Origin of the sequence: Nostoc sp. (assembly GCF_036917555.1) — a bacterium.
GTDB lineage: Bacteria > Cyanobacteriota > Cyanobacteriia > Cyanobacteriales > Nostocaceae > Nostoc.
On record NZ_JBALDD010000032.1, the window covers coordinates 30,379 to 54,178 of the forward strand.

Sequence of the window (23,800 nt, forward strand, 5' to 3'; positions counted from 1 at the left end):
TAACAGATGTACAAAATATTTATAGCGTTTTAAATAATGCCCCGCATTTTTGACAACATTGATTTACAATTGCTACCGATTTTACGAGAAACCCTCAAAATCTCTTATCGGGCAGATTTTTGCGTTGGCTATTTCAACCTCAGAGGTTGGCGAAGGATTGATGATTTAATTGAACAGTATGTTGGTAGTGAAAATGCTTGTTGCCGTTTGCTAATTGGGATGCAAAGCTTGCCTAGTGATGAAGTTCATGCGGCATTTTCTCTTAGTAGTAGTGATGGACGGATTGACAATAGTAGCATTGTGCGGTTTAAAAAACGCATGGCGGCAGAATTTCGCCAGCAGTTGACTATCGGTGCGCCGACTAATCAAGATGAAGCGGGGTTGCGGCAGTTAAGTCATCAGCTAAAAACTGAGAAAGTAATTATTAAACTGTTTCTCCGGCATTCTCTCCACGCCAAGTTATATCTTGTGCATCGCCATGACGCTAACATTCCCACAGTAGGATTCTTGGGTAGTAGTAATTTAACCCTTCCCGGACTGGCGAAACAAGGGGAGTTGAATGTTGATATTTTAGACCATGATGCTTGTAATAAACTGCAAAAATGGTTTAGCGATCGCTGGCAAGATTACGGTTGTGTAGATATTTCCCAAGAATTGGCAGAAATTATCGATCAGAGTTGGGCAAGAGATGAGTTAGTTTCACCGTACTACATCTACTTGAAGATAGCTTACCACTTATCCCATGAAGCGATCGCCGGACTTTCCGAATTTCGCATCCCCCGCGAATTTAACAACTTATTTGATTTCCAAAAAGCTGCCGTACAGCTAGCAGCACGTCATGTAACAAGGCGTGGCGGCGTATTAGTGGGTGATGTAGTTGGTTTGGGCAAAACGTTAGTTGGAACCGCTCTTGCCAAGATATTACAAGAAGATTGTTTTTTAGAAACACTGATTATTTGCCCAAAAAACTTAGTGCCAATGTGGCAAGAATATGTAAACAACTATCGGTTACTTGCCGAAGTTATGGCAATTAGTCAAGTACAAAATAAATTACCAAAACTCCGCCGTTATCGAGTTGTGTTAATTGATGAAAGTCATAATTTACGGAACCGTGAAGGCAAACGTTATCGAGCAATTACAGAATATATTGCTGCTAACGAAAGTAAATGTATTTTATTATCTGCTACTCCTTACAATAAAAGTTATCTTGACCTTTCCGCTCAACTTCGGCTATTTGTACCAGAAGACGAAGATTTGGGATTAAGACCAGAAGCTTTAATTAATGAACTGGGTGGTAGTTCTGTAGGAGAATTAGAGTTTAATAGAAAGCATCAGTGTTTTGTGCGTTCTTTAGCTGCCTTTGAGAAAAGTGAACACCCTGATGACTGGCGAGAATTGATGAAGCGTTACATGGTACGACGCACTCGCTCGTTTATTAAAGATAATTATGCCCACACAGATGAAACAGGGCGGAAATATTTAGAATTTGCTGATGGGAGACGTTCTTATTTTCCCCAGCGTCTACCTCGTAGTCTTAAGTTTCCTCTAGAAGGTTCTAATACTGACTTTTATTCTCGCCTTTACTCTGAGTTAGTAGTAGAAGTAATTAATCAACTTAATTTACCTCGTTATGGGCTAGGAAATTACGTTGTTGCTAAACAAAAACATCCGCCTACAGACACAGAGCAACGCTTTATTAATAGCTTATTCCGTGGCGGTAGGAGGTTAATGGGTTTTTCTCGCACTAATTTATTTAAGCGTTTAGAAAGTAGTGGTGTTGCTTTTATTCAATCAATTGAACGCCATATTTTACGGAACTTCATTTATTTATATGCTTTAGAGCAGGGGCTTGATATTCCGATTGGAACTCAGGAAGCTGAGTTATTAGATACAAGTAATAATGATGAAGATGCCGATTCTGTAGTAGCAGCATTATTTGATACAGAAACAGAAGAAGATGATTCTGCTACTTCGCTGCAAGTAGAGAGAGAGGAAGAAGTAACTCCTTTTTCTAATAAAGATGAGAAAGCATCTAAAACAGAAAAAGTTTTTCGTCAAAGGGCAGAATCAATTTATCAAGAATATACAACTCGATATCAACGGCGATTTAAGTGGTTGCGTTCTACAATTTTTGATATTAAAAAACTGAAACGGGATTTATTAGAAGATGCCAAAGCACTGATTAATGTACTGCAACAGTGTGGCCAGTGGAATCCTCAAAAAGATGAAAAACTTGCTGCTTTAATCAAACTGCTAACAAAAACTCACCCAAAAGATAAAATACTAATTTTCACCCAATTTGCTGATACAGTCCGCTATCTTACAGACAATTTGCAGTCGAGTCATATTACTAATGTTGCTGGGGTGACAGGTCAATCTAAAGACCCGACAGTAATGACGGGAAGATTTAGCCCTGTGAGTAATGGAAAACGGGAGCAAATTTCATCATCAGATGAGTTGCGTATTTTAATCGCCACCGATGTTTTAAGTGAAGGTCATAATTTGCAAGACTGTGCAATTATCGTCAATTGGGATTTACCTTGGGCGATTATTCGTTTAATTCAACGTGCAGGAAGAGTAGACCGCATTGGACAAAATGCTGATAAAATTCTTTGTTATTCTTTTTTACCAGCTGAGGGAGTAGAACGCATTATTAATTTACGGGGACGACTCCGCAAACGACTGCAAGAAAATGCAGAAGTTGTGGGAACCGATGAAGCATTTTTTGAAGATGATGATGCACGAGTAATTCTTGACCTATACAACGAGAAATCTGGGATTTTAGATGGCGAAGAAGATACAGAAGTTGACTTGACATCAGAAGCGTTTCAAATTTGGAAAAAAGCCACTGATAGTAATCCGGGCTTGAAAAAAACGATTGAAGAAATGCAAAATGTGGTTTATTCTACCCGCGCCCATACTCCGCAACCTGTGCAACCAGAAGGGATATTGCTTTATATGAAAACCACCGAGGGAAATGATTCTTTAATTTATGTTGACCGGAATGGAAATAGCGTTACTCAATCACAATTAGCAGTACTTCGGGTGGCGGCGTGTGAAGAATCTACCCCAGCGATACCGAGAGATAAACAGCATCACGAGTTAGTACAAAAGGGTGCTGAACTGATTGCTGAAGAAGAGAAAAATGCAGGTGGTCAATTAGGGCGACCATCAGGTGCAAGGTTCCGCAGTTATGAACGACTGAAAAGTTATGTTCAAGAAATGAAAGACACACTATTTGTTAGTGAAGAACTTTTAAAAGCAATTGATGAGATTTACCGTTATCCTTTGCGACAGTCAGCTATTGATAGTCTTAATCGTCAACTGAGAAGTGGTATTAATAATCAGCAGTTGGCTGAGTTAGTAGTGGCACTACGGATGGATGACCGTTTGTGTATTGTGACAGAAGAACTGGAGAAACGAGAACCTCAGATTATTTGTTCTTTAGGATTATTTTATAACTCGTAATTTTTAATTAAGGCAATAGACGCGATAATCGCCGTCTCTACAATAATCAGTCCTTTGTAGAGACGGCGATTTATCGCATTTTTATTATCTACAAAGCTTTAAAGATATAATTGAATTATTTTAGGAGTAATTTTTATGGTTATATTATCATCTAATATTTCTTTAACAGAGTTTCTGCAATTACCAGAAACTCAACCAGCTAGTGAATATATTGATGCAAAAATTTACCAAAAAGCAATGCCACAGGGAAAACATAGCAGAATCCAAACTCGTTTATCAACTGAGATTAATCAGGTAAGTGAACCTGAGCAAAAAGCTTTAGCATTAACTGAATTACGCTGCACATTTGGGGGACGTTCTTTAGTTCCAGATATTGCTGTATTTGAGTGGTCACGGCTGATTGTTGATGAAGATGGAGAAATTGCCAATAAGTTTCAAATTTATCCAGATTGGATAATTGAAATTTTATCACCTGATCAATTTCCTAACCGGGTGATTGATAAAATTATTTTCTGTATTAATCATGGTACAAAATTAGGTTGGTTTATTGACTCTAACGATAAATCAGTGATGGTATTTCAACCTAATAAATTGCCTGAAGTAAAATATAATAATGATAAATTGACTGTTCTTGATGTATTAACAGATTGGCAAATTACGCCAGCAGATATATTTAGTTGGTTAAAAGTTAAATAGTTAAAATGACAGTTAGCAAAAAAATTGTAGGTTGGATGGAGGCTTTGCGTAACCCAACCTACGTCTAATACTTCGCTTAAAACAAGAGACGCGATGAATCGCCATCTCCACAAAGAGCTAATTATTGTAGAGACGGCAATTTATCGCGTCTTTGTTATGTTTCGGAAAATACTTAAATTAGAAAGCAAACTGGGGTTTGAGTAAGTCAAAGCTTGTTTTACTTGCGGAAAACACCAAAATGAGTAAGCAAACTGGGGTTTGAGTAAGTCAAAGCTCATTTTGCTTGCGGAAAACACCGAAATGAGTAAGCAAACTGGGGTTTGAGTAAGTCAAAGCTGCTTTTGCTTGCGGAAAACACCAAAATGAGAAAGCAAAAGCTTCTTTTGAGTAAGTCAAAGCTCATTTTGAGAAAGCATTTCGGTATTTTGAGCAAGTAAACGAGCATTTTTATAAAGCAATTAGGCATTTTGATAAAGTAATCAGCAAATATACCTGACAATTAAAAATCATGGTTGTACAAATAAAGCCGCCGCTTAGAAAAATCGGTAATGTTTCAGTAATATTTCTCAAGCGCAAGAAAGATAAAGGATTTATAAAGTATAAAAAGCATGGTAAAAATTTAACTCCTATAAACAGGGTTTCTTAAAGTCCGCCAGTGCAGACTTAATTTTTAAAGCCACAGATTTATTTTCTGAATGGCAAAATTACCATGCCTGGAAAATAAAAATCAAGCATGGTAATTTATGCCACTTAATTTTCAACGAACACGCGATTTACTCTCTAACTTTTAATTTAGTGATTTATTTATAGAGGAATTGGGTTGGTCGCAACCCTCAAGACAAAAACCTGTAACTTTAAAGATTGACAACAAGAAATATCAATACCAGAAGATTGCTGAACTTTCAGGTGTTGCAATTTTTGAAGTCACCGCAGCAGACGGGAAAATACCAGAGGCTAAAGTTAGAGATGAGATTTACAAAGAAATTAATAAGCTGATAGCTGAAAATCTCCTAATTTTTATTACTGAAGAACGCACACGTAGTCTTTGGTATTGGGTGAAACGAGAAGGAACTAAAACCTCCGTTCGTGACCATTTATATGTAAAAGGTCAACCAGGAGACTTATTTTTAAGCAAGCTTGGTTCTTTAGTCATTGATATTACTGAATTAGAACATGGGGAACCGACTGTTGTTGAAATTGCTTATAAACTACAACGCAGTTTTGATGTTGAGCCAGTAACAAAGAAGTTTTACAAGGAATTTCAAGAGCAACACCAGAAGTTTTTGCTGTTTGTTAAAGGAATTGATAACGAGACAGATAGACGTTGGTACACATCGGTAATTCTCAATCGCCTGATGTTTGTTTATTTTCTCCAGCGTAAGGGTTTTATTGATAATGAAGATTTAAATTATCTGCAAAATAAGCTTGAACAAAGTAAACAAAAAGCTGAAAATCATTTTTATAGTGAATTTCTCAAGGCTTTGTTTTTTGAAAGCTTTGCTAAACCTGAGTTTGAACGCGATTTATCTGTACAAGAATTGGTAGGAAAGGTTAAATACCTAAATGGTGGACTTTTTCTCAAGCATCATATTGAAGATAAATATGATATATCTATAGTTGATGAGGCGTTTGAGCAAGTTCTAGATTTATTTGGGCGTTATTCTTGGAATCTGGATGATACACCGGAAGGGAAAGACGACGAGATAAATCCCGATGTTTTAGGATATATTTTTGAAAAATACATTAATCAAAAGGCTTTTGGAGCCTATTATACTAAACCGCAAATTACAGAATATCTCTGTGATAGAACTATCCACAAGTTAATTGTAGACCGCGTAAATGATGCGCTTTCTGATAAGTATAAGCCATTTGAGGATATCAATGAACTTCTGATCAAACTGGATACAAATGTCTGTCGTTCATTAATGGAAGATATTCTTCCTAATTTATCAATTCTTGACCCAGCTTGCGGTTCTGGTGCTTTTCTCGTAGCAGCGATGAAGACGTTGATTTCTATATATACTGCTATTATTGGGACAATTGAATTACAGGGAGATCAAAAATTAAAAGACTGGCTAAAAACTGAAAAAAATGAGCATCTTTCTATAGAGTATTTTATCAGAAAGCTCATTATTAGGGATAACCTCTATGGTATAGATATTATGGAGGAAGCAACGGAAATTGCTAAATTACGTCTTTTCTTAGCGCTGGTTTCTTCTGCTAAAAATGTTGATGAATTAGAACCATTGCCGAATATTGATTTTAATATTATGGCAGGTAATTCGCTGATTGGGTTAGTTAAAGTTGATGAAACAGCGTTTGATACGGTCGGAAATTCTCTACAAGGTAATCTTTTACAGTCTTTAGCAGCCGATAATTACAAAAAAATATTAGAAGAGAAGAATAAATCAATTAAAATTTATAAAGAATATGCCTTTTTACCTCAAAATTTACCTCATACAGATACACCTAAAGATACTTGCTTCAGACATCTACGCAGAAGTATTGAACAACTAAACAGGAAATCGCAAGAAAAGTTAAATCTTTTGCTGTTGGATGAATTTAGTAAGCGTTTAGGTATCAAGTATGAAGAGGTTCAGTTAACTGGAAAATCACAGAAGCGGGTTTTGAAGGTTGAGGATATTGCAGCTTTAAAGCCGTTTCACTGGGGTTATCACTTTGACAAGGTTTTAGAACGCGGTGGTTTTGATGCGATTATTACTAATCCACCTTGGGAAATATTTAAGCCACAGGCTAAAGAGTTCTTTGCACAGCATAATGAACTGGTGACAAAGAATAAGATGGATATTAAGGATTTTGAGAAAGAACAGAATAAACTATTACAAAATCCAATAATTGCAAGTACTTGGTTAGAATATCAAAGTCAATATCCTTATGTCAGCGCTTATTATCGTTCATCTGAACAGTATAAAAATCAGATTTCTATTGTGAATGGTAAAAAAGCAGGTACGGATATTAATCTCTATAAGCTGTTTACAGAACAGTGTTTTAATCTTTTGCGTTCAGGTGGTGAGTGCGGAATTGTAATTCCTAGTGGGATTTACACTGATTTGGGGACTAAGCAATTGCGGGAGATGTTGTTTAGTCAAACTAAAGTGACTGGTTTATTCTGTCTTGAGAATCGTAAGATAATTTTTGAAGAAGTTGATAGCCGTTTTAAGTTTGTTGTCCTTACCTTTGAAAAAGGTAGTACAACAACAGAATTTCCATCTGCTTTTATGCGTTTGGATGTACAAGAACTTCAAATGTTTCCTAGTGAGGATAGCTTGCAGATTAGTGTGAATATGGTGCGTCAACTCTCACCAGACTCTTTATCTGTGATGGAGTTTAAAAATAAAGTAGATATCCGCCTAGCTGAGAAAATGCTTAAGTTCCCTTTGCTGGGTGAAAAGATTGAGGGTAAGTGGAATTTAGTCTTTTGTAACGAGTTTCACATGACTAATGATAGCCATTTGTTTAAACAACAGTCAGGACAAGGGAAGTTGCAATTATATGAAGGTAAAATGATCCATCAGTTTACTCACTTATACGCTCAACCTAAATATTGGATTCATGAAAAAGAAGCGCGTCAACAGTTACTATCTAAAAAAGAAGATATTAGACAAATATTAAGTTATCAAAAATATAGACTATCATTTCGTGAAATAGCAGCTAGCACAAATGAACGAACTTTAATTACTACAATTATTCCAAAAAATGTTTTTGCAAATCATAAATTAATCCTCAGCGACTTGAATAAATCAACAATTACTACTAAAGGATTTTTGTATATTTGTGGATTATTTAACTCTTTTGTATTTGATTATATGATTCGCCAGAGAGTCACCACATCTATTTCAATGTTTATTGTCTACCAACTACCCATTCCACGTTTAACAAAAAACGATCGCAACTTCAACGATATTGTACAACGCGCTGCCAAACTCATCTGCACCACACCAGAATTTGATGAACTCGCGCAAGAAGTCGGTCTAGGTTCCCATCAACAAGGCGTTACCGACGAAACAGAACGCGCTAAACTCCGCGCTGAACTCGATGGAATAGTAGCCCATCTTTACGGCTTAACCGAAGATGAATTTAGCTACATCCTCACTACCTTTCCGATTGTGAATGCAACCGTTAAAGAAGCAGCATTGTCAGCTTTCTGTAACTTTGCTCCAATGTTTGCAAACTCAGAATTAGTCTCTGCTTAGTCTCTCGTTCCCATACAGAACATGGGAACGAGGAATACTAACAGCATCACAAATATCTGTAACTATCAATACAAACTGAATTGTTACATTACTGCTTGAAGTATATTTATTGCCTCAAATTTTAGAAAAACCAAACATATTATTTGTAAATTTACAAAATTCTTAATTTTAAATTTATAATTTTGAATTTTCTCTGGTGCAAATTAAAAAATTGAGTTTCTTAATAATTTCTTTGAAATTCACCGTTCGCGTAGCGTCCCGTAGGGAAGAGGTTGAATAGTATTATGTTCCGTTAAAATTGAATTGCAGCTATAAATACAATAATGTATTTAAATAAAGTCTAATAAATTACTATATAAATCCGGCAGCATTTACTTAGTCGTAATTTTAGAACCGTGCAAATTCATCCTCACTCCGAATTTAACCACGGCCGCGATCGCCGTGAACAGGGTTTGCAAAAATTGCTCGCTCGCCTTGTCAGAAGTATGCAGCGCGATGAGTTAGTGCGGCAAACAACGAATCAACTCAGAGAATCGCTCCAGGTCGATCGGGTGGTGCTGTATTATTTTTACGGACAGTGGCAAGGACAGGTGACTTTTGAATCTTTGAGTTCTAAAGAATACTCAATACTGGGTTCCACTGGCCCAGATGATTGTTTTAACAGCGAGTATGGTGCTTTATACTTAGCAGGACGGGTAAAGGCGATCGCTGATATTGAATTAGAGCCAATCCAGCCTTGTCACCGAGATTTTCTCCGCAATATGCAGGTTCGTGCCAACTTGGTTGCACCAATTGTCATACCTAGAGGATTATGGGGATTACTAGTAGCACATCACTGTCAAGGGCCTCATAATTGGTCGCCATCAGATATAGAAATGATGCAAACAGGGGCACAAACTCTAGCAACAGATCGTAATATTCTGGAGAGTTAAGTAACTGTGTATTCAAATAACATACAGTTAAGTAGCAGAAATCCTCGCCAGTACTGATTTTTCTAGATAAGGAGAAAAAACTGTGAAATTTGGTTACACGGTCATTTGGGTAGACGATGTAGTTAAAACAGTTGAGTTTTACGAAAAAGCTTTTGGTCTAGTTCATCGCACTCTCCAAGATAAAGGACAATCTATCTGGGCCGAAATCGAAACCGGAAACACCACATTGGCTTTCTCTTCTAGTAGCGAAGCACAAAAGTTATTTTCTGGTGGCTTCCATGCCAACGATCCCACACAACCACCGCCATTAATTCAGATATCATTTATCACTCCTGATGTTGGCAGCGCTTACATGAGAGCGATCGGGGCAGGCGCAAAAACACTAGATGCTCCTAAAAGCCAGCCTGGGGGACACACTATTGCTCGTGTCCGCGATCTCAATGGTGTGCTGGTGTCGTTGGTGAGTGGCTAAGTAGCAAATTGCCTTGGACGCGATTAATTGGGCTGTGGATTGTTAGACTTCTGCACCTCTGAGCTAGGATGCTTTATAGAGGAAGACTTATGGAACACACTAAGAACATACATTTCTGAGTGTGGTTGGACATTCTTTTTTCAAGATTTCTGTTTCACCTGTCAACGTCCACATAAATTACTGCTTGATGAGCAAAATCGACCTCATGCAGATAATGAAGCAGCCATAGAATTTTTAGATGGTTTTAGCGTATCTGCCAAGAATGGTACTCTGGCTTTCAATTGCGACCAGTTTAACAATCTGTTTATACCTGATGGAACGTGCTTTTTCAGTGTTATATAGCAGGGTCTTAGGTGCATTAAAAATCGCTATATTTTTGAACTTACTTATTAAAATTAAAATTATTTTTCTTTGATTTTGCGTGTGACAGGGTTAAGGCAGACATACAAAACTCTTGCTATATCTTCCCTACACTACCAGTTGTCACCATATTTTAAATATGTAAAATTTATATAATGCAATCTTCCTAATCATTAAATATGGGTAGAATTGCTGCATAAGTTTCTTACCTAAGTCCGATAAGTTAACACAGGTTCCCATTAGAGATACCTGATTTGATATTTCCATTCTGGAATAGTCAATAAGTTTTACTATAAACAGGACTTTGATCATGACACAACAAATAATTCGTGAAGCGCCTGCTCCTGAACCGTTAGAAGGTCAACAGGCAAACGCATTTTACGTCCCTGCGCCTAATGAGCCTATTCTCAATGTCAACAATATTCAAGGCAACATTCTAGGTGGGTTCAATAAAGACTACCAAGCCCTCTTGTTCCTTGAAATTGAAAATCCAAATGCCTTCAAGCACTGGCTGGAGTCACAGATTAATTTTATTGCCACCGCTTCAGAAGTGATTGCCTTTAACCGCCTATTTAAGTCTGCCAGACAACGACGAGGCCGCGAAGGTACTGTTAAGGCAACCTGGGTCAATGTAGCTTTCTCCTTTGAAGGGCTGAAGAAACTAACCAATGATGCCGACTTATTTAGGGATGATTCCTTTAAAGCTGGGCTAGCAGCACGCGCTACCGATCTCAAAGACCCAGTAGATAACGATGGTAAGCCTATTGGCTGGGTTGTGGGTGGGCCGGATAATGGCAAAGTTGATGTGGTTTTGATTATTGCCAGCGACGATCGCGCGGACTTATTGGCAGAAGTTTCGCGGATATTAGAAAGCATTGTGACATTTACAGACGAGCAAGGCAAGCCTAAAAGCAGTGGAGCCAAAATTACCTTTTTAGAAGAAGGAGCCAACTTACCCGCACCCCTGACTGGACATGAGCATTTCGGCAACTTAGATGGAATATCACAACCTGGTATTCGTGGCCGGGTTGCTGATAATCCTAAAGAACTTCTGACTCCTCGGCAGAACCCAGAGAATAAAAACCAGGGCAAACCAGGACAGGATCTTCTCTGGCCAGGAGAATTCGTTTTTGGCTATGAAGGTCAGGACAAAGATGCTAAAAAGTTAGAAGATAGCAAAGGTGAGATTGTGTCGGCAGGACTAGACTGGGCGAATGATGGCTCTTATCTTGTATTCCGGCGATTGCGTCAAGATGTGTATAAGTTCCACAAGTTCTTAAACGATATTGCTGCCGACCTAGACACCGATGCTCGAAAGGTGAGCGCAAAGCTGATTGGTCGCTGGCCTAGTGGCGCTCCCACTGTCCGCACGCCGGAAGAAGATGCCCCAAGTTTGGGTGATGATGACAATGCCAACAATGATTTTGAATTCAACGGTGACGAACCACCAGATGGAAAATTCTTCAAAAACGATGTAGTTCCACCTTCCAAAGATGCAACGGGTCTGCGCTGTCCGTTTATTGCCCATACCCGCAAAACTTATCCACGCAATGACAAAACACCAGGAGGCAAAGTCTCTGGTTCTGACGAGATTGATATCGATCGCAGTGAAGTGACCACTCAAACACATCGCTTGCTCCGTCGCGGCATTCCTTATGGCCCGGTGTCTCCTTCAACGCCAAACAATCCGCTACAAGACCCGAACTTTGTCGATCGCGGTCTCCACTTTTTGGCTTATCAGACTTCGATTGTAGACCAGTTTGAGTTTGTCACTAGGTTCTGGGCTAACGAGCCAAACTTTAGTGAGGAGGCGGCTAAAGGTCACGAGTTTGAAGGTAAATTAACTCTTGGTCACGATCCAATTATTGGTCAAAGTGAAAATAACAAACCAGGTGGCGATCGCACACGCAAGTTCTTTATCCACCTTCAGGATGACCAAAATCAACCTCAAACTAAAGAGTTGACTGCACCTGAAGACTGGGTAATTTCCACTGGTGGCGGCTATTTCTTTGCACCCTCAATTTCTGCTTTGAAGGAAGTATTGACAAAATAAGGATTTTATGTCAAGAGGGGCACAACCATTTGGTGGCGATTGTAGGAATTGCAAACTTCCCCAGTTTTGTCTGTCAATAAATGCCAGCGCTTATACCACAGTGGTCGATATCATGGGGTTTATAGACCGTTAGGGAAATAATGAATTATGAATTTTGTTTTGCATCATTCATAATTCATTTATTTTTCTCAATTCCCCAATCTCAAACCTCAAATTTTATGGATTCAAATCCAGCATTGTGTGCTGCGATCGCCAATCACATTACCACTACTCCCCAGCAACGAATTACTTTCGCCGAATTCATGGACATGGCATTATACCATCCTGAACATGGCTACTATTCCAGCGATGCAGTCAAAATTGGCTTTCAGGGTGGTGATTTTTTCACTTCTCCCAACCTCTGCTCTGACTTTGGCGAGTTACTAGCAGAACAATTTTTGCAAATGTGGGAGATTTTAGGGAAACCTGTACCCTTTTCTCTGGTAGAAATGGGAGCAGGTCAAGGATTGTTAGCTTTGCATATCCTTAAATATCATCAGCTACATTACCCAGATTTTTTTACCGCCCTGGAGTATATCATTGTTGAAAAGTCTCCAACTTTAAGACAAGAACAGCAGCAACGCTTGCAAGATTTCCCTGTGCGTTGGTGCAATTTAGAGGAGATACCACCAAATGCGATCGCTGGTTGCTTTTTCTCTAACGAGTTAGTAGATGCGTTCCCCATGCATCAATTCATCCTAGAAACAGGAGAACTTCGAGAAATTTATGTAACCACAGATCAGAATGAGAAAGAAACCAATGCCCCATGCTCATCATTTGTGGAAGTCACAGGGGAACCTTCAACGCTCCAACTAGCTGAACATTTGAATTTACTGGAAATAAACTTAACCCAAAGTGCATATCCAGATGGCTACCGTAGTGAAATTAATTTAGCTGCTCTAGACTGGTTGAGTATAGTAGCAGACCGCTTGCAGCGCGGCTATGTGTTAACAATTGATTATGGCTACCCCGCCAGTCGTTACTATAATCCCAGGCGATCGCAGGGAACGTTACAGTGTTATTACCAGCATCGTTTCCATGACAACCCTTATATTAATATTGGGCGACAAGATATCACTGCCCATGTTGACTTTACAGCTTTGGAACGTTGGGGTGAGAAGTGTAACTTAAAGAATGTTGGTTTTATCCAGCAGGGATTATTTTTGATGGCGTTGGGGTTAGGCGATCGTATTGCAGCCCTTTCTTATCAAAAGCAACCTCTCTTGCAGTTACTACAGCAGCGAGACGCACTACACCAACTTCTAGATCCCACAGGACTCGGCGGCTTTGGAGTCTTAATTCAGAGCAAAGGTTTGGACAAGACAGAAATTTCTCAACCATTAAAAGGATTGACTCTGCCAGAGTAAGCGTAAAGAAAGAAAAGTTAAAACTCTATTTAAGAATGCACTATCAGTCTTATTTGAATTAGCATAACAGTGATTACTGTAAAGTTAAACACACTACCAAAGTAATAATTATGTCCACTCATGACCTGTTAATGCTAGCAACACTACTTACCCCTGGTATATTACTTTCAGTGATAATTATGTTAACTTTTGCTGCCGGTGGTTGATTGCCAGAGTTAGGGAGTAGAAAAACTGGGATTTAGAATTGTATCTTAAATCTCAAATAACTACTTCCCAGCTAATTTGAATCAAACAATACAAACGCGATGTCCGATGAGCTGCGATCCTCAAAGACTCGCGATCGGTAATGCTGTATTAAAGGAACGTAAAAAATGAAGGTGGCATTTCTGGGAACTGGACTGATGGGACTACCAATGGCTCAAAGGTTATTAGCCGCAGATATACAGCTAGTTGCCTACAATCGTACCCCAGAAAAATTAGCACCACTACAAGCAGCTGGGGCTGAAATTGCTACACATCCCCGCCACGCCATTCGTGCTGCTGAGTGCGTAATTCTCATGCTGACTAATGCCCCAGCCATTTATAATGTGTTGCTTTCAGATACTGCTTGGCAAACTTTGGAAGGACGCACGATCATCCAAATGGGAACAATTACGCCCACAGAAAGCCAGGAAATTAGAGATGCAGTTGTTGGCGGTGGTGGTGAGTACTTAGAAGCGCCCGTATTAGGGAGTATCCCAGAAGCAAAAGCTGGCAAGTTGAGTGTTATGATAGGAGCCGAGCCAGAACAATACGAACGCCACTTGAAGTTACTCCAAAATTTTGGGACAGAACCTTTATTTATTGGGCCAGTGGGATCTGCGGCGGCACTTAAATTGGCACTAAATCAACTAATAGCTTCTCTAACAACTAGCTTTGCGCTGAGTCTAGCTTTTGTCCAGCGTCAAGGTGTCGATGTGGATGTGTTTATGCAAATCTTGCGCGACAGTCCACTCTACGCACCTACCTTTGACAAAAAGCTACAACGGATGTTAGATGGCAACTATGCCGATCCCAATTTTCCCACAAAACACTTACTTAAAGATACGGAATTATTTATCTCGGAAGCGAAATCTCAGAATTTGGATCTTAGCAGTATTAAAGGAGTGCGGCAAATCTTGCAAACAGCTGTGAAAATGTCATTTGCTGATGATGATTACTCATCACTATTTTCAGTCATAAAAGAATGGGGAGAAGCGATCGGGGAATAAAGAGTTTAAGCTCATCTCACGCCTGAAGTCAGTAGGGAGCTAGGTGCTAACATTAGTTTTCTCGACTTGTACCCCTGTGGAGAAGAGACTTCTTGGCATTGTGGGGAAAAGGGAAAAAGGTAAAGGTATGAAATTTTCCTTTAACCTTTAACATGCACCCAAATATCTTGCAAAAGTAACTTTTGCAAGATGTCTAAGCAAGCTACGTCCAGCGTCTTGCTTTCAAAGAAGGAACTGTTGTTAGTTTCGTTGACTTATTCGCGTAGCATCTCTAACAGCAGTTTATTCTCACGTCAAGTGGCGTTTGACGAGCAAAGCCCAACAAATACCTTGGTCATGTTGGGCTTCGCTAATATTCAAGACAGTAAGTGCAATTTTTCTTAACCTAAGCGTATTGACTTATACGCTCCTCCAAAATTATAAATTAAAACTTTTTAAAATTAAAATATAGTCAAATTCCGAATATACTTTGGGAATCACGACTTTTACCTTAGTCTTTACACTTAAAAAGTAATAAAGAAGGTATTAAATGAGGCTATTTACAGTTGGTGACAGTGTTTCTCAAGGCTTTATGTCTTTGGCAGCAGCCCGGACAGACCTTTGTTTTTCAACTTTGATTGCCAGGTCAATGGGGCAAGCAGTTGGTACTCAATATCTCTATCCTGAATGGTTAGTGGGCGGACTACCAGCCAATATTGAGAAGATTCTACGACGTTTGGAGAAAAAATATGGCTCAGATATCAACGCCCTAGATTGGCTCACCATATTACCAACTCTTGAGAGTGTACTAGATGAAACTGAAGATTTCTTTGAACGGGGAGCAGGTAGTGCTGAATACCCTTATCCAGGAGGAATTGAATTCTTCCATAATGTAGCAATTCAGGGCTTTGATATTGCTGATTCTTGGATGATAACACCCAATGTTTGCAAGTATCAAATTAAACTTAGTAACGATAAAGGAGATGGCAAGCCTGGTTTCTTGACTCTGCCCAATGCTGCCTTCTATCGAACTGCACTTAAAGTTCTCAACCCGTCTTTAAATCCTATTTTTAACGACTATAGCCAACTTGATTGGTTGAAGCATCATGCAACCGCTCCAGGGGGAGTTGAAAATTTAATTCTCTGGTTAGGAGCAAACAATGCGCTTGGAACTGTGATTGGTTTACAAATTAATCAAACTCCCAATGACCCAAATCAGACTCTTAACAACCCAAGCCAAGATCCCAAATCATTCCGTGAGGTAAGAGAACAATGGAACCTGTGGCATCCCAATGATTTCGAGGCTGAATATCGAGAATTGCTCAATCGGGTTGATGGAATCATGCAAAATAACACCAACCCTAATTGGAATGTCTTCATTGGGACAATACCGCTTGTAACTATTGCGCCATTGGCAAAAGGTGTAGGTTCGACTACTGAAATTGATGTGCCAGGAGAGGATAAACCTTCAGTTTACTACAAATACTACACTTATTTCCCCTTTGAAGAGGATACAGTTAGAGAAACCGGAACCTTATACCTGACGCTACAAGATGCCCTTTACATAGATGACTGTATTCGTACATACAATGAAATAATCAAAGAACTAGTCAAGAGTAAGAACAGTCGGTATCCGCAACCACGCTATCATATTGTCGATCTTGCCAATGCTTTACAACAAATTGCCTTCAAGCGAAATGCTGGACAAGTGCAATATAAATTCCCAGAAGAATTCAAGTTTATCTATCCCCAGGTGAATACAAAATACTACCACGCAGACACAACTGGACGACTACGACAAGGTGGACTATTTAGTTTAGATGGGATTCATCCATCTGCGATTGGTCAAGGGTTGATTGCTTATGAATTCCTGAAAAAGATGAAAGATATTGGAGTTGTTAATAACACTCAACTAGATTGGAAGTCGATCTTCTCCAGCGATCAACTTTATTCCCAACCTATTACTTTGATGCATGAGTTTTACGATAATAAAGAATTTGCTGAAACCATCATCAAGCTATTTGGCAGAAATCCGCTTGCCAGAAACCCAACTAAGAATTGAAGACTTGGTTAAGCTAAGGAGCTTAATCCTAGATTGTCTATGGTCATAGCTTCGTGCTTATTTTCAGTAAGAAAATTTAACGTCTTAAAGGATGTTTGAAAAGTATTTTTGTAACATCTAAGCCTCGAAAACCTAACCCTTCCTCGCCCCCATTCTCTTGTAGGGAATGGAGTTTGAAACCCTCTCGACCTTTCGGGGACAGGCTGGGAGAGAGATTTTGAGTATATATACTTTACAATTTTTCAAACAACCTCTTACTGAGGATAAACATTAGTAATACTGCTCACTATCGGCGATATTGAGATGCTTAGTGAGTAGCCACACTATGGTCTATTGACTTGAAAATTGTTCTAATAGACGATCACTGACCATTAATAGTAGTTGATCGGGGAAATGGTAGAGATTCCGGCACAGACGAAGGCTGAGGTTCAGGTTGAGGATTGAGAAATTCCTGCCAAGTCTTAATTTGCTCTTGCGCTGCACTGTAAGCAGCACTACCGCGTGGAACCGATTTGGCAATGTCAATGCCTCTAGCAATATCAGACTGACCTTGAGTGCGTGCTATTTCTAACAATTGCTGACTCCATTGGTCAATAGCCTGATTGGCATCCATACGTAAGATGCTATTGTTTGAAACTCGATCCGCCAGTCGTATTGCCTCAACCAAGGCTTCTGGAGTGCCAGCTGCCCCCACTTCCTGGGCTTTTTTCCAGTTTTCTCTGGTGCGGATTTCCCCTTCCCAGCCATTTATCGCAGCTTGTGCTTCTTGTGAAAGCGCCCTTCCTGATGAGGCAATTTGTTGAGCTGTGCTAATGGCGGCGGTGAGATTTCCACTTTGAGCCAGTTCTTGTGCTTGATCCAAGTAAGGTTGGTCTTGAATTCGCTCAATCTTTCCTACCCAAGTACGAATTTTTTTCCGTGCTTCTGGATATAAAGCACGACCTCTACGAATTTCGCTGGCCTGGGCGATCGCAGCTTGCAAGGAGTTAATATCGTCGAATATTGCGATCTGTTCGGCACGGTCTAAATAAGGTTGGTCTTCAATTGTCTCCACTTGGGCATTCCAGCGACCTATCTCTTGTCTAGCTTCTGCGCCTCTAGGGTTACTCGCAGGAATAAGCTGTACTTGGGCGATCGCTGCTGTTAAATTAGGGACTGTTCCCTGGCTAGCCAATATTCTTGCTTTTTCCAGATGAGCAACATCTTCAATTTCCAACTGCCAACGAGCAATTAGTTGCTGTGCTTCGTTATACACTGGTCTGGAGGGATCGATTTGTTGTGCTTGAGCGATCGCTGCCTCTAAACCAGAAACATTACCGATCCAAGCACTCCTTTTCGCGTCAGCTATGGCAATAAAGTCATCAGTTTCGCCTTGTAGTTTCGTACTTTCCGGTATTTGCCTAGCAATATTCAGCGCTTCATCTGCATCCTGCTTGTCTAGTTTCCCCTGTGCCAATTCCAGCATTTTGCGTCCAAATCCCGGAATCGCTTCCTGAGCTTTTTGGTAAATGTAACTTTCCTGCCCAATCGACTCGGCTAACTTGATCGCTTCTAGGATATTATCGACTACTTTGCTGTTTGCTAAACTTTCGGCTTTTCCTAACTTATCGCCATCTTCTCGCGCTGTGGCAATGAGACGATTCAATTGGTCGTATTTAGTACCCGCCCAGTATTGATTGTCTACACGTAGCATTTTAGCGGATAACATGAACGCCGATTGCCAGCGCCGTTCTTTTACTTCGGCGATCGCACCGTTGTATGTGGCTTCAGCTTTTGACCAAATTGACTGCCATTTGTCAACTTGTTCATTGACTAATTTATAAGCTGCTAAATCTTCGGGTATTTTTTGAGCAGTAGCGATCGCTTCCTCTAAATTCCCAGTTTGGAAACTTTGATCGGCTAGCTTCAAAATATCCCGCGACCATTCTTCGATGAAACGATCGATTTCTCCATGCAACGGGTGATTTTGTGGTAGTTGCTTCACCAGAGCGATCGCTTGTAATAGGTCGTTCACTGTTTGCTTAGAAGCCGCTAACTGAGCGCAATGTAGCCGCACAGAAGCACTAGCTAGCGGCCAGAAAATCGATGGGCAATTAGGGGCAGCTGGCAACTTTAGCAGCATTGCCATTGCCAAGAATCCTACACTGCCGGGAATCAACATTAGTAGTACTAGCCACAATGTCCAGCTTTTCATCCAGCGTGGCCATTTCCCAGAAGTACTATTGAGTTGGGCAGTTTCTTCTGAATTACTATTTATAGGTAATCCTTTCGTATGGTTTTTTTTTCGTCGCTTCACTGACTTGGAGGTAGAACCAGTAGCTGGGACATCAAATGGCTGAGTTTCACCGAATTGTTCTGTTCGGGATAATCTTTTGCTTTGATCTGGCTCTCTTCCACTGGCTGAAGACCAACTGTCTGGAATATCCCGCTCTGTCATCTCTCACACCAAAATAATTGAATAGCGCTCTGTTTTAGGTTGATAATTCCATTGTTGACATAGTAACTTTCTCGTCATTAAAAAGCTACTTTTTTGATTATCTCTCTCCACAGAGTACCATTATCAATCTCAAAAATCAGTGCTATTTTATACTTTATTTTCAAACAGCAGATTCGGCTTGCAAATCGGAAATTAGTTGAGCTAACTGATCGCTACTTGCCTGGTAGACGTTGCCGCAAAAGTCGCAAGTTGCTTCAGCACCATCATCCTTAATAATCATATCTTGCAGTTCAGCTTCTCCCAAAATCTTCAGTGCCCCCAAAACGCGATCAAAAGAGCAACCACAGTGGAAGCGTAACATTTGGCGTTCGGAAAAGATTTCCAACCCCATGTCTCCCAATAAGTCACCAAAGATTTCAGGTAGCGTCTTCCCAGCTTGCAACAATGGCGTAAATCCTGCTAGACCGGCAACCCGTGATTCCAACGTTTCTACTAAAGCTTCTTCTCTGGCGGCTTTGGGCAATATTTGTACCAGTAATCCTCCAGCAGCAGTTACTCCCGCTGCTCCCACGAACACACCTAAAACTAAAGCCGAAGGTGTTTGTTCGGAATTCACTAGATAATGAGCTATATCATCACCAATTTCGCCAGAAACTAGTTCTACCGTACTAGAGTAAGGATAACCGCGACCGATATCTCGCACAACGTAGAGATAGCCGCCACCCACAGCACCACCAACATCTAATTTACCTTTGGGGTTGGGAGGCAATTCTACAGATGAATTCCCAACATATCCGCGTACCGTACCATCTAAGCCTGCATCTACTAATATGCCACCCAAAGGTCCATCGCCCTTAACGCGGACATTCACCCTCGATCCAGTTCGCTTCATACTAGAAGCCATTAACAAGCCTGCCGCCATAGTCCGACCCAGTGCTGCCGTTGCCACATAAGAAAGCTTGTGGCGCTGCCGTGCTTCTTCTGTTAAACGTGTGGTGATCGCACCTACGGCACGAATTCCACCTTCGGCTGCTGTTGCACGAATTAACTGATCCGCCATGAATAACCTTACATTTCTTAACAAGTTGACTTTTTCTATTCTAAGTTCTCTGCTGCGAGAAAAGTCACCTAGTCATAATCAGTGATTGTATTTGCAATATTAGAAATAGCGATGTCTTATCTTTAGGTAATCCGAGAAAAATGCTGGGTAATTTTCAACAAAGCCAACTGCGGATTGAAATCGAAGCATCAACAGATGCAATTCGTGACAGTCTACTGCATCCCGTGCAACTAAAAAAATGGCTTTTAGGGCAACGTTTTGCGCCAGGAATGCCAGAAGAACTGCTTCCCGGATTCCAGTTTACAACCTGGACTGGGCCAGTCGCCATTCATCATCAAGTAAACGTTGTCAAATCCAACTGCCTTCGCTTAGTACTCAGCGGAGGCATTGACGGGTTCCACGAATGGTACTGGGGAGAAGGTTGGGTACAGTCACGGTTGGAAGGAGTTTCAATTTTGCCTTTGAATTTGGGTCAAACACTCAGCTTGTTGAGCTTGCGTCAGTTTTTAGCAACTCAAGAACGTTGAATTGACTGAACGTAGAAAAGGGATTTTCCTTGTCTTTACGGCTAGCCATTGCAAGGTAACTCGAAAAATCTCTTTTTTCTCTCTGCGCCACGGACACTTTGCTCATGTAGGGAAACCCGCTCATGCAAGTGTCCTCCTCTGTAGCTTTGCGGTTTAAAAGTAATTTATCTAACGACTCTAAATCCAGAGAACACAGAATTGCATAGGTTAAAATTCTTAAACTTTTATGCACCATGTTGTCCACTTTCTAGACTCATGGGAATTAGTTTTCCCTTGACCAATTTATAGCGGGTATCAGTGCCATCATCATATTTCAGGTATTCTTCAAAGGCTAGTTTTGGGGTGGTTATAACCATTGCTTCCCCTTGTAAATCTTTACCTTGGTTTTACGACCAACACTGAACAATTAGCCTCTTCTACAACTTGACTGCTAACAGAACCCTGAACAATTCGTTTCATCCCCATCAAGCCCCGACTGCCAATTACGATCAAGTCAGTTTTATAAATATTGGCAAGACGAATAATCTCTTCAGCCGGATCGCCAGTTACTAACTCTAACTCACTTCTGACTGATAATTTTTCCTGATATAATTGCAGTTGCTTTTCAATATGAAAATAAGAAAACGTTGGGGACTCTGGCTGAGGGCGATCAGCAGGTAGTTCCATTTCTGACTCTGGTGTGAGAAACACATGACACAGAATAACCTTGGCGTCTTTTGAAAACACCAAATTATCTAAAGCTTGAATTACTCGTTCTGAAATATCCGAACCGTCCAGAGCTACCAAAACACTATTTAGCACTGCTCTCGTCTCCTAAAGAGTAGACCTCTTACATACATAAGTATCTAGCAAAATTAGTCGGCAGTGACACTAAACTAATTTTTTATCTGACAACTTAATTTATATATTTGAGGCTACGCCATAGGTCAGCTAGTTTTACGCCACTTTTATGCGAATGGGTTGTAGCAACTTTTCTGGAGAAGCTTTTCACGAGTTTCTGGAAGAGGGTTTTCCTTCCCCAGAAACTACTGTCGGCAATGCCCGACTTGTGGACGTTTAAAGGGTGACTGAAGGTAGGATAGGAAATGGCGTGCTTTAGCATAGCTTACCGTAGGTATCACTATCCAAACTTTGAGTTATCAGAAAAAATTAAGCATTCCAAATCACTATTCTTGCTGAATTCGGCGTCGCACTGAATCAGCATGGGAAGGTAAACCTTCTGCTGTTGCTAGCACATCAATGGCACCAGCCACATTTTGCAGTGCGGTTTGTGAGTATTGAATAATACTGGAGTGTTTAAGGAAAGTTTCAACACCTAATGCCGAAGCATAACGGGCAGCACCAGAAGTTGGCAAGGTATGATTAGGACCTGCCAAATAGTCTCCTACAGCTTCTGGTGTTGAGTAACCCAAAAAGATTGCCCCAGCGTGGCGAATCTGTGGTAGGAGTGCCCAAGGGTCTTTGACTTCTAATTCCAGGTGTTCGGGGGCAAATTCATTTGAGAGTTCTGCTGCGGCTTGGAGCGATTCCACAACGATAATCAAGCCGTAGTGAGCGATCGCTTTTTCTGTGTCTATTCGCCGTGGATGATCCACTAGCTGTCTTTCCAAGGCTAATTGTACGTTTTTCGCCAAAGCAGGATCTGTGGTCAGCAAAATCGCTGCCGCCATTGGATCGTGTTCGGCTTGGGCCAGCAAGTCAGCAGCTACATGTACTGGATTTGCAGTTTCATCGGCAATCACCAGCACTTCGCTGGGGCCTGCCAAAGAATCAATACCGACGGTGCCATAGACAAGTTTTTTCGCTAGGGTGACATAGATGTTACCAGGTCCAGTAATCACATTCACTTTCGGAATCGTTTCTGTACCATAAGCTAAAGCAGCGATCGCTTGTGCGCCCCCAATGCGATAAATTTCTTGCACCCCTGCTTCTTGGGCAGCTACCAAGACTGCTGGGTTAATAGCACCCCCTGGGCCTGGTGGTGTTACCATCACCACGTGGGGTACAGCAGCAACATGAGCCGGAATTGCATTCATCAGCACTGTACTGGGATAGGCGGCACGGCCACCAGGCACATACAACCCGGCTCGGTCTACAGGGGTGTAACGTTTGCCCAGTACTACTTCATCGTCACCAAAGTGTACCCAACTTTTTGGTACTCGCTGACGATGAAACGCTTCAATTTTGCGGCAAGCTAGCCGAATCGCACCCAACAACTCCTTTGATACCTGCTGATAGGCTGCATCCAGTTCCGAGCCTGTAACTCGGAGTTCTTCTGCTTTCAGGGTTTGTTTGTCAAATTCGGCCGTGTAATGCAATACAGCTTTGTCGCCTTGGCGCTTTACTGATTGCAAAATTTCCCGCACCGTTGCTTCTTTGTGAAGTACCTGTTCGTCATGGGTGCGATCGCAGATCCGTTGTAGTTCTGCTCTAACGTCTGCCTGCTGAGTAATAATTCGCAGCATGGAGTAAGGACAATGCCAAAATTATAATATTGCCACCTGAGATTTAGTATTGCTCTTGACCCACTGGGGTGTGCAAGCTGACTCTAATTCTCTTCTCTAGCTTAACCTGGATTTTTTTGATACTCTCAAGGCTACCAGCGTATAGTTTGCTTGAGAAGGCGACTTAATTGCTCAATCCAACAAGCCTTTACTGGCTAGCGGCAGGAAGCAGGTGTGCCATTTCCCACTACCCTTACACCCTTTTCCTCAATTCTTGTGGGGTGCAGATGGTATGTTTACACATCCAATCCCCTGAATTTACAGGGGGCAGGGTCTGAGTATAATTTTTACTTATTTCCCTAACTTTTACTAGTTAATGTGTGTACAGGCACGATATATCGATCCTCTACTTAACTTGAGAATCCCTGAAATTTAGCTCT

Annotated in this window: 16 protein-coding genes; 11 read left to right on the top strand and 5 right to left on the bottom strand. The window is 40.7% G+C overall.

What is annotated here, in order from left to right:
- Positions 1–36 precede the first annotated feature (36 nt).
- From V7K60_RS13920 to V7K60_RS13960, 10 genes are all read left to right on the top strand, one after another.
- Positions 37–3,468 carry a helicase-related protein gene (locus V7K60_RS13920; RefSeq protein ID WP_334926351.1) on the top strand — a complete coding sequence of 1,144 codons (3,432 nt, stop codon included), beginning with the start codon at positions 37–39 and terminating at the stop codon, positions 3,466–3,468.
- Between the two features lie 135 nt (positions 3,469–3,603).
- Entirely contained in the window at positions 3,604–4,164 is a 561-nt protein-coding gene (locus tag V7K60_RS13925) for a Uma2 family endonuclease (RefSeq protein WP_334926353.1), read from the top strand.
- Between the two features lie 815 nt (positions 4,165–4,979).
- Positions 4,980–8,378, top strand: coding sequence for an Eco57I restriction-modification methylase domain-containing protein (locus tag V7K60_RS13930; RefSeq protein ID WP_334926355.1), 3,399 nt, complete (start codon positions 4,980–4,982; stop codon positions 8,376–8,378).
- 395 nt (positions 8,379–8,773) lie between these two features.
- Positions 8,774–9,310 carry a GAF domain-containing protein gene (locus V7K60_RS13935; RefSeq protein ID WP_334926357.1) on the top strand — a complete coding sequence of 179 codons (537 nt, stop codon included), beginning with the start codon at positions 8,774–8,776 and terminating at the stop codon, positions 9,308–9,310.
- Positions 9,311–9,392: 82 nt separating this feature from the next.
- The gene (locus V7K60_RS13940) at positions 9,393–9,782 is read left to right on the top strand and encodes a VOC family protein (protein ID WP_334926359.1); all 390 of its coding nucleotides are present in this window, start codon (positions 9,393–9,395) and stop codon (positions 9,780–9,782) included.
- Positions 9,783–9,821: 39 nt separating this feature from the next.
- On the top strand, positions 9,822–10,124 hold the full coding sequence (locus V7K60_RS35250; protein ID WP_442944397.1) for a DUF6745 domain-containing protein: 303 nt from the start codon (positions 9,822–9,824) through the stop codon (positions 10,122–10,124).
- A 328-nt stretch (positions 10,125–10,452) separates the two neighbouring features.
- Positions 10,453–12,195: a Dyp-type peroxidase gene (locus tag V7K60_RS13945; RefSeq protein WP_334926361.1), complete on the top strand. Its 1,743-nt coding sequence runs from the start codon at positions 10,453–10,455 to the stop codon at positions 12,193–12,195.
- Between the two features lie 218 nt (positions 12,196–12,413).
- The gene (locus V7K60_RS13950) at positions 12,414–13,601 is read left to right on the top strand and encodes a class I SAM-dependent methyltransferase (RefSeq protein ID WP_334926363.1); all 1,188 of its coding nucleotides are present in this window, start codon (positions 12,414–12,416) and stop codon (positions 13,599–13,601) included.
- Positions 13,602–13,972: 371 nt separating this feature from the next.
- Positions 13,973–14,851 carry an NAD(P)-dependent oxidoreductase gene (locus V7K60_RS13955; RefSeq protein ID WP_334926365.1) on the top strand — a complete coding sequence of 293 codons (879 nt, stop codon included), beginning with the start codon at positions 13,973–13,975 and terminating at the stop codon, positions 14,849–14,851.
- Between the two features lie 529 nt (positions 14,852–15,380).
- Positions 15,381–16,892, top strand: a complete 1,512-nt coding sequence (locus V7K60_RS13960) for a hypothetical protein (RefSeq protein ID WP_334926367.1) — start codon at positions 15,381–15,383, stop codon at positions 16,890–16,892.
- A 361-nt stretch (positions 16,893–17,253) separates the two neighbouring features.
- Here V7K60_RS13960 and V7K60_RS13965 read toward each other — a convergent pair whose 3' ends face one another.
- Both V7K60_RS13965 and hslO read right to left on the bottom strand, forming a co-directional pair.
- Positions 17,254–19,329 carry a chromosome segregation ATPase gene (locus V7K60_RS13965; protein WP_334926369.1) on the bottom strand — a complete coding sequence of 692 codons (2,076 nt, stop codon included), beginning with the start codon at positions 19,327–19,329 and terminating at the stop codon, positions 17,254–17,256.
- A gap of 160 nt (positions 19,330–19,489) precedes the next feature.
- On the bottom strand, positions 19,490–20,389 hold the full coding sequence (hslO, locus tag V7K60_RS13970) for an Hsp33 family molecular chaperone HslO (protein ID WP_334926371.1): 900 nt from the start codon (positions 20,387–20,389) through the stop codon (positions 19,490–19,492).
- A 140-nt stretch (positions 20,390–20,529) separates the two neighbouring features.
- Here hslO and V7K60_RS13975 point away from each other — a divergent pair, with 140 nt between their 5' ends.
- Positions 20,530–20,916 carry a hypothetical protein gene (locus tag V7K60_RS13975; protein WP_334926373.1) on the top strand — a complete coding sequence of 129 codons (387 nt, stop codon included), beginning with the start codon at positions 20,530–20,532 and terminating at the stop codon, positions 20,914–20,916.
- A gap of 224 nt (positions 20,917–21,140) precedes the next feature.
- Here V7K60_RS13975 and V7K60_RS13980 read toward each other — a convergent pair whose 3' ends face one another.
- The 3 genes from V7K60_RS13980 to hisD all read right to left on the bottom strand — a co-directional run bounded on the left by V7K60_RS13980 (position 21,141) and on the right by hisD (position 23,381).
- On the bottom strand, positions 21,141–21,272 hold the full coding sequence (locus V7K60_RS13980) for a hypothetical protein (RefSeq protein WP_334926375.1): 132 nt from the start codon (positions 21,270–21,272) through the stop codon (positions 21,141–21,143).
- 19 nt (positions 21,273–21,291) lie between these two features.
- Complete coding sequence (locus V7K60_RS13985; protein ID WP_334926377.1) at positions 21,292–21,717, bottom strand: universal stress protein; 426 nt, start codon at positions 21,715–21,717, stop codon at positions 21,292–21,294.
- Positions 21,718–22,082: 365 nt separating this feature from the next.
- Positions 22,083–23,381 carry a histidinol dehydrogenase gene (gene hisD / locus V7K60_RS13990; RefSeq protein WP_334926379.1) on the bottom strand — a complete coding sequence of 433 codons (1,299 nt, stop codon included), beginning with the start codon at positions 23,379–23,381 and terminating at the stop codon, positions 22,083–22,085.
- Positions 23,382–23,800: the final 419 nt, after the last annotated feature.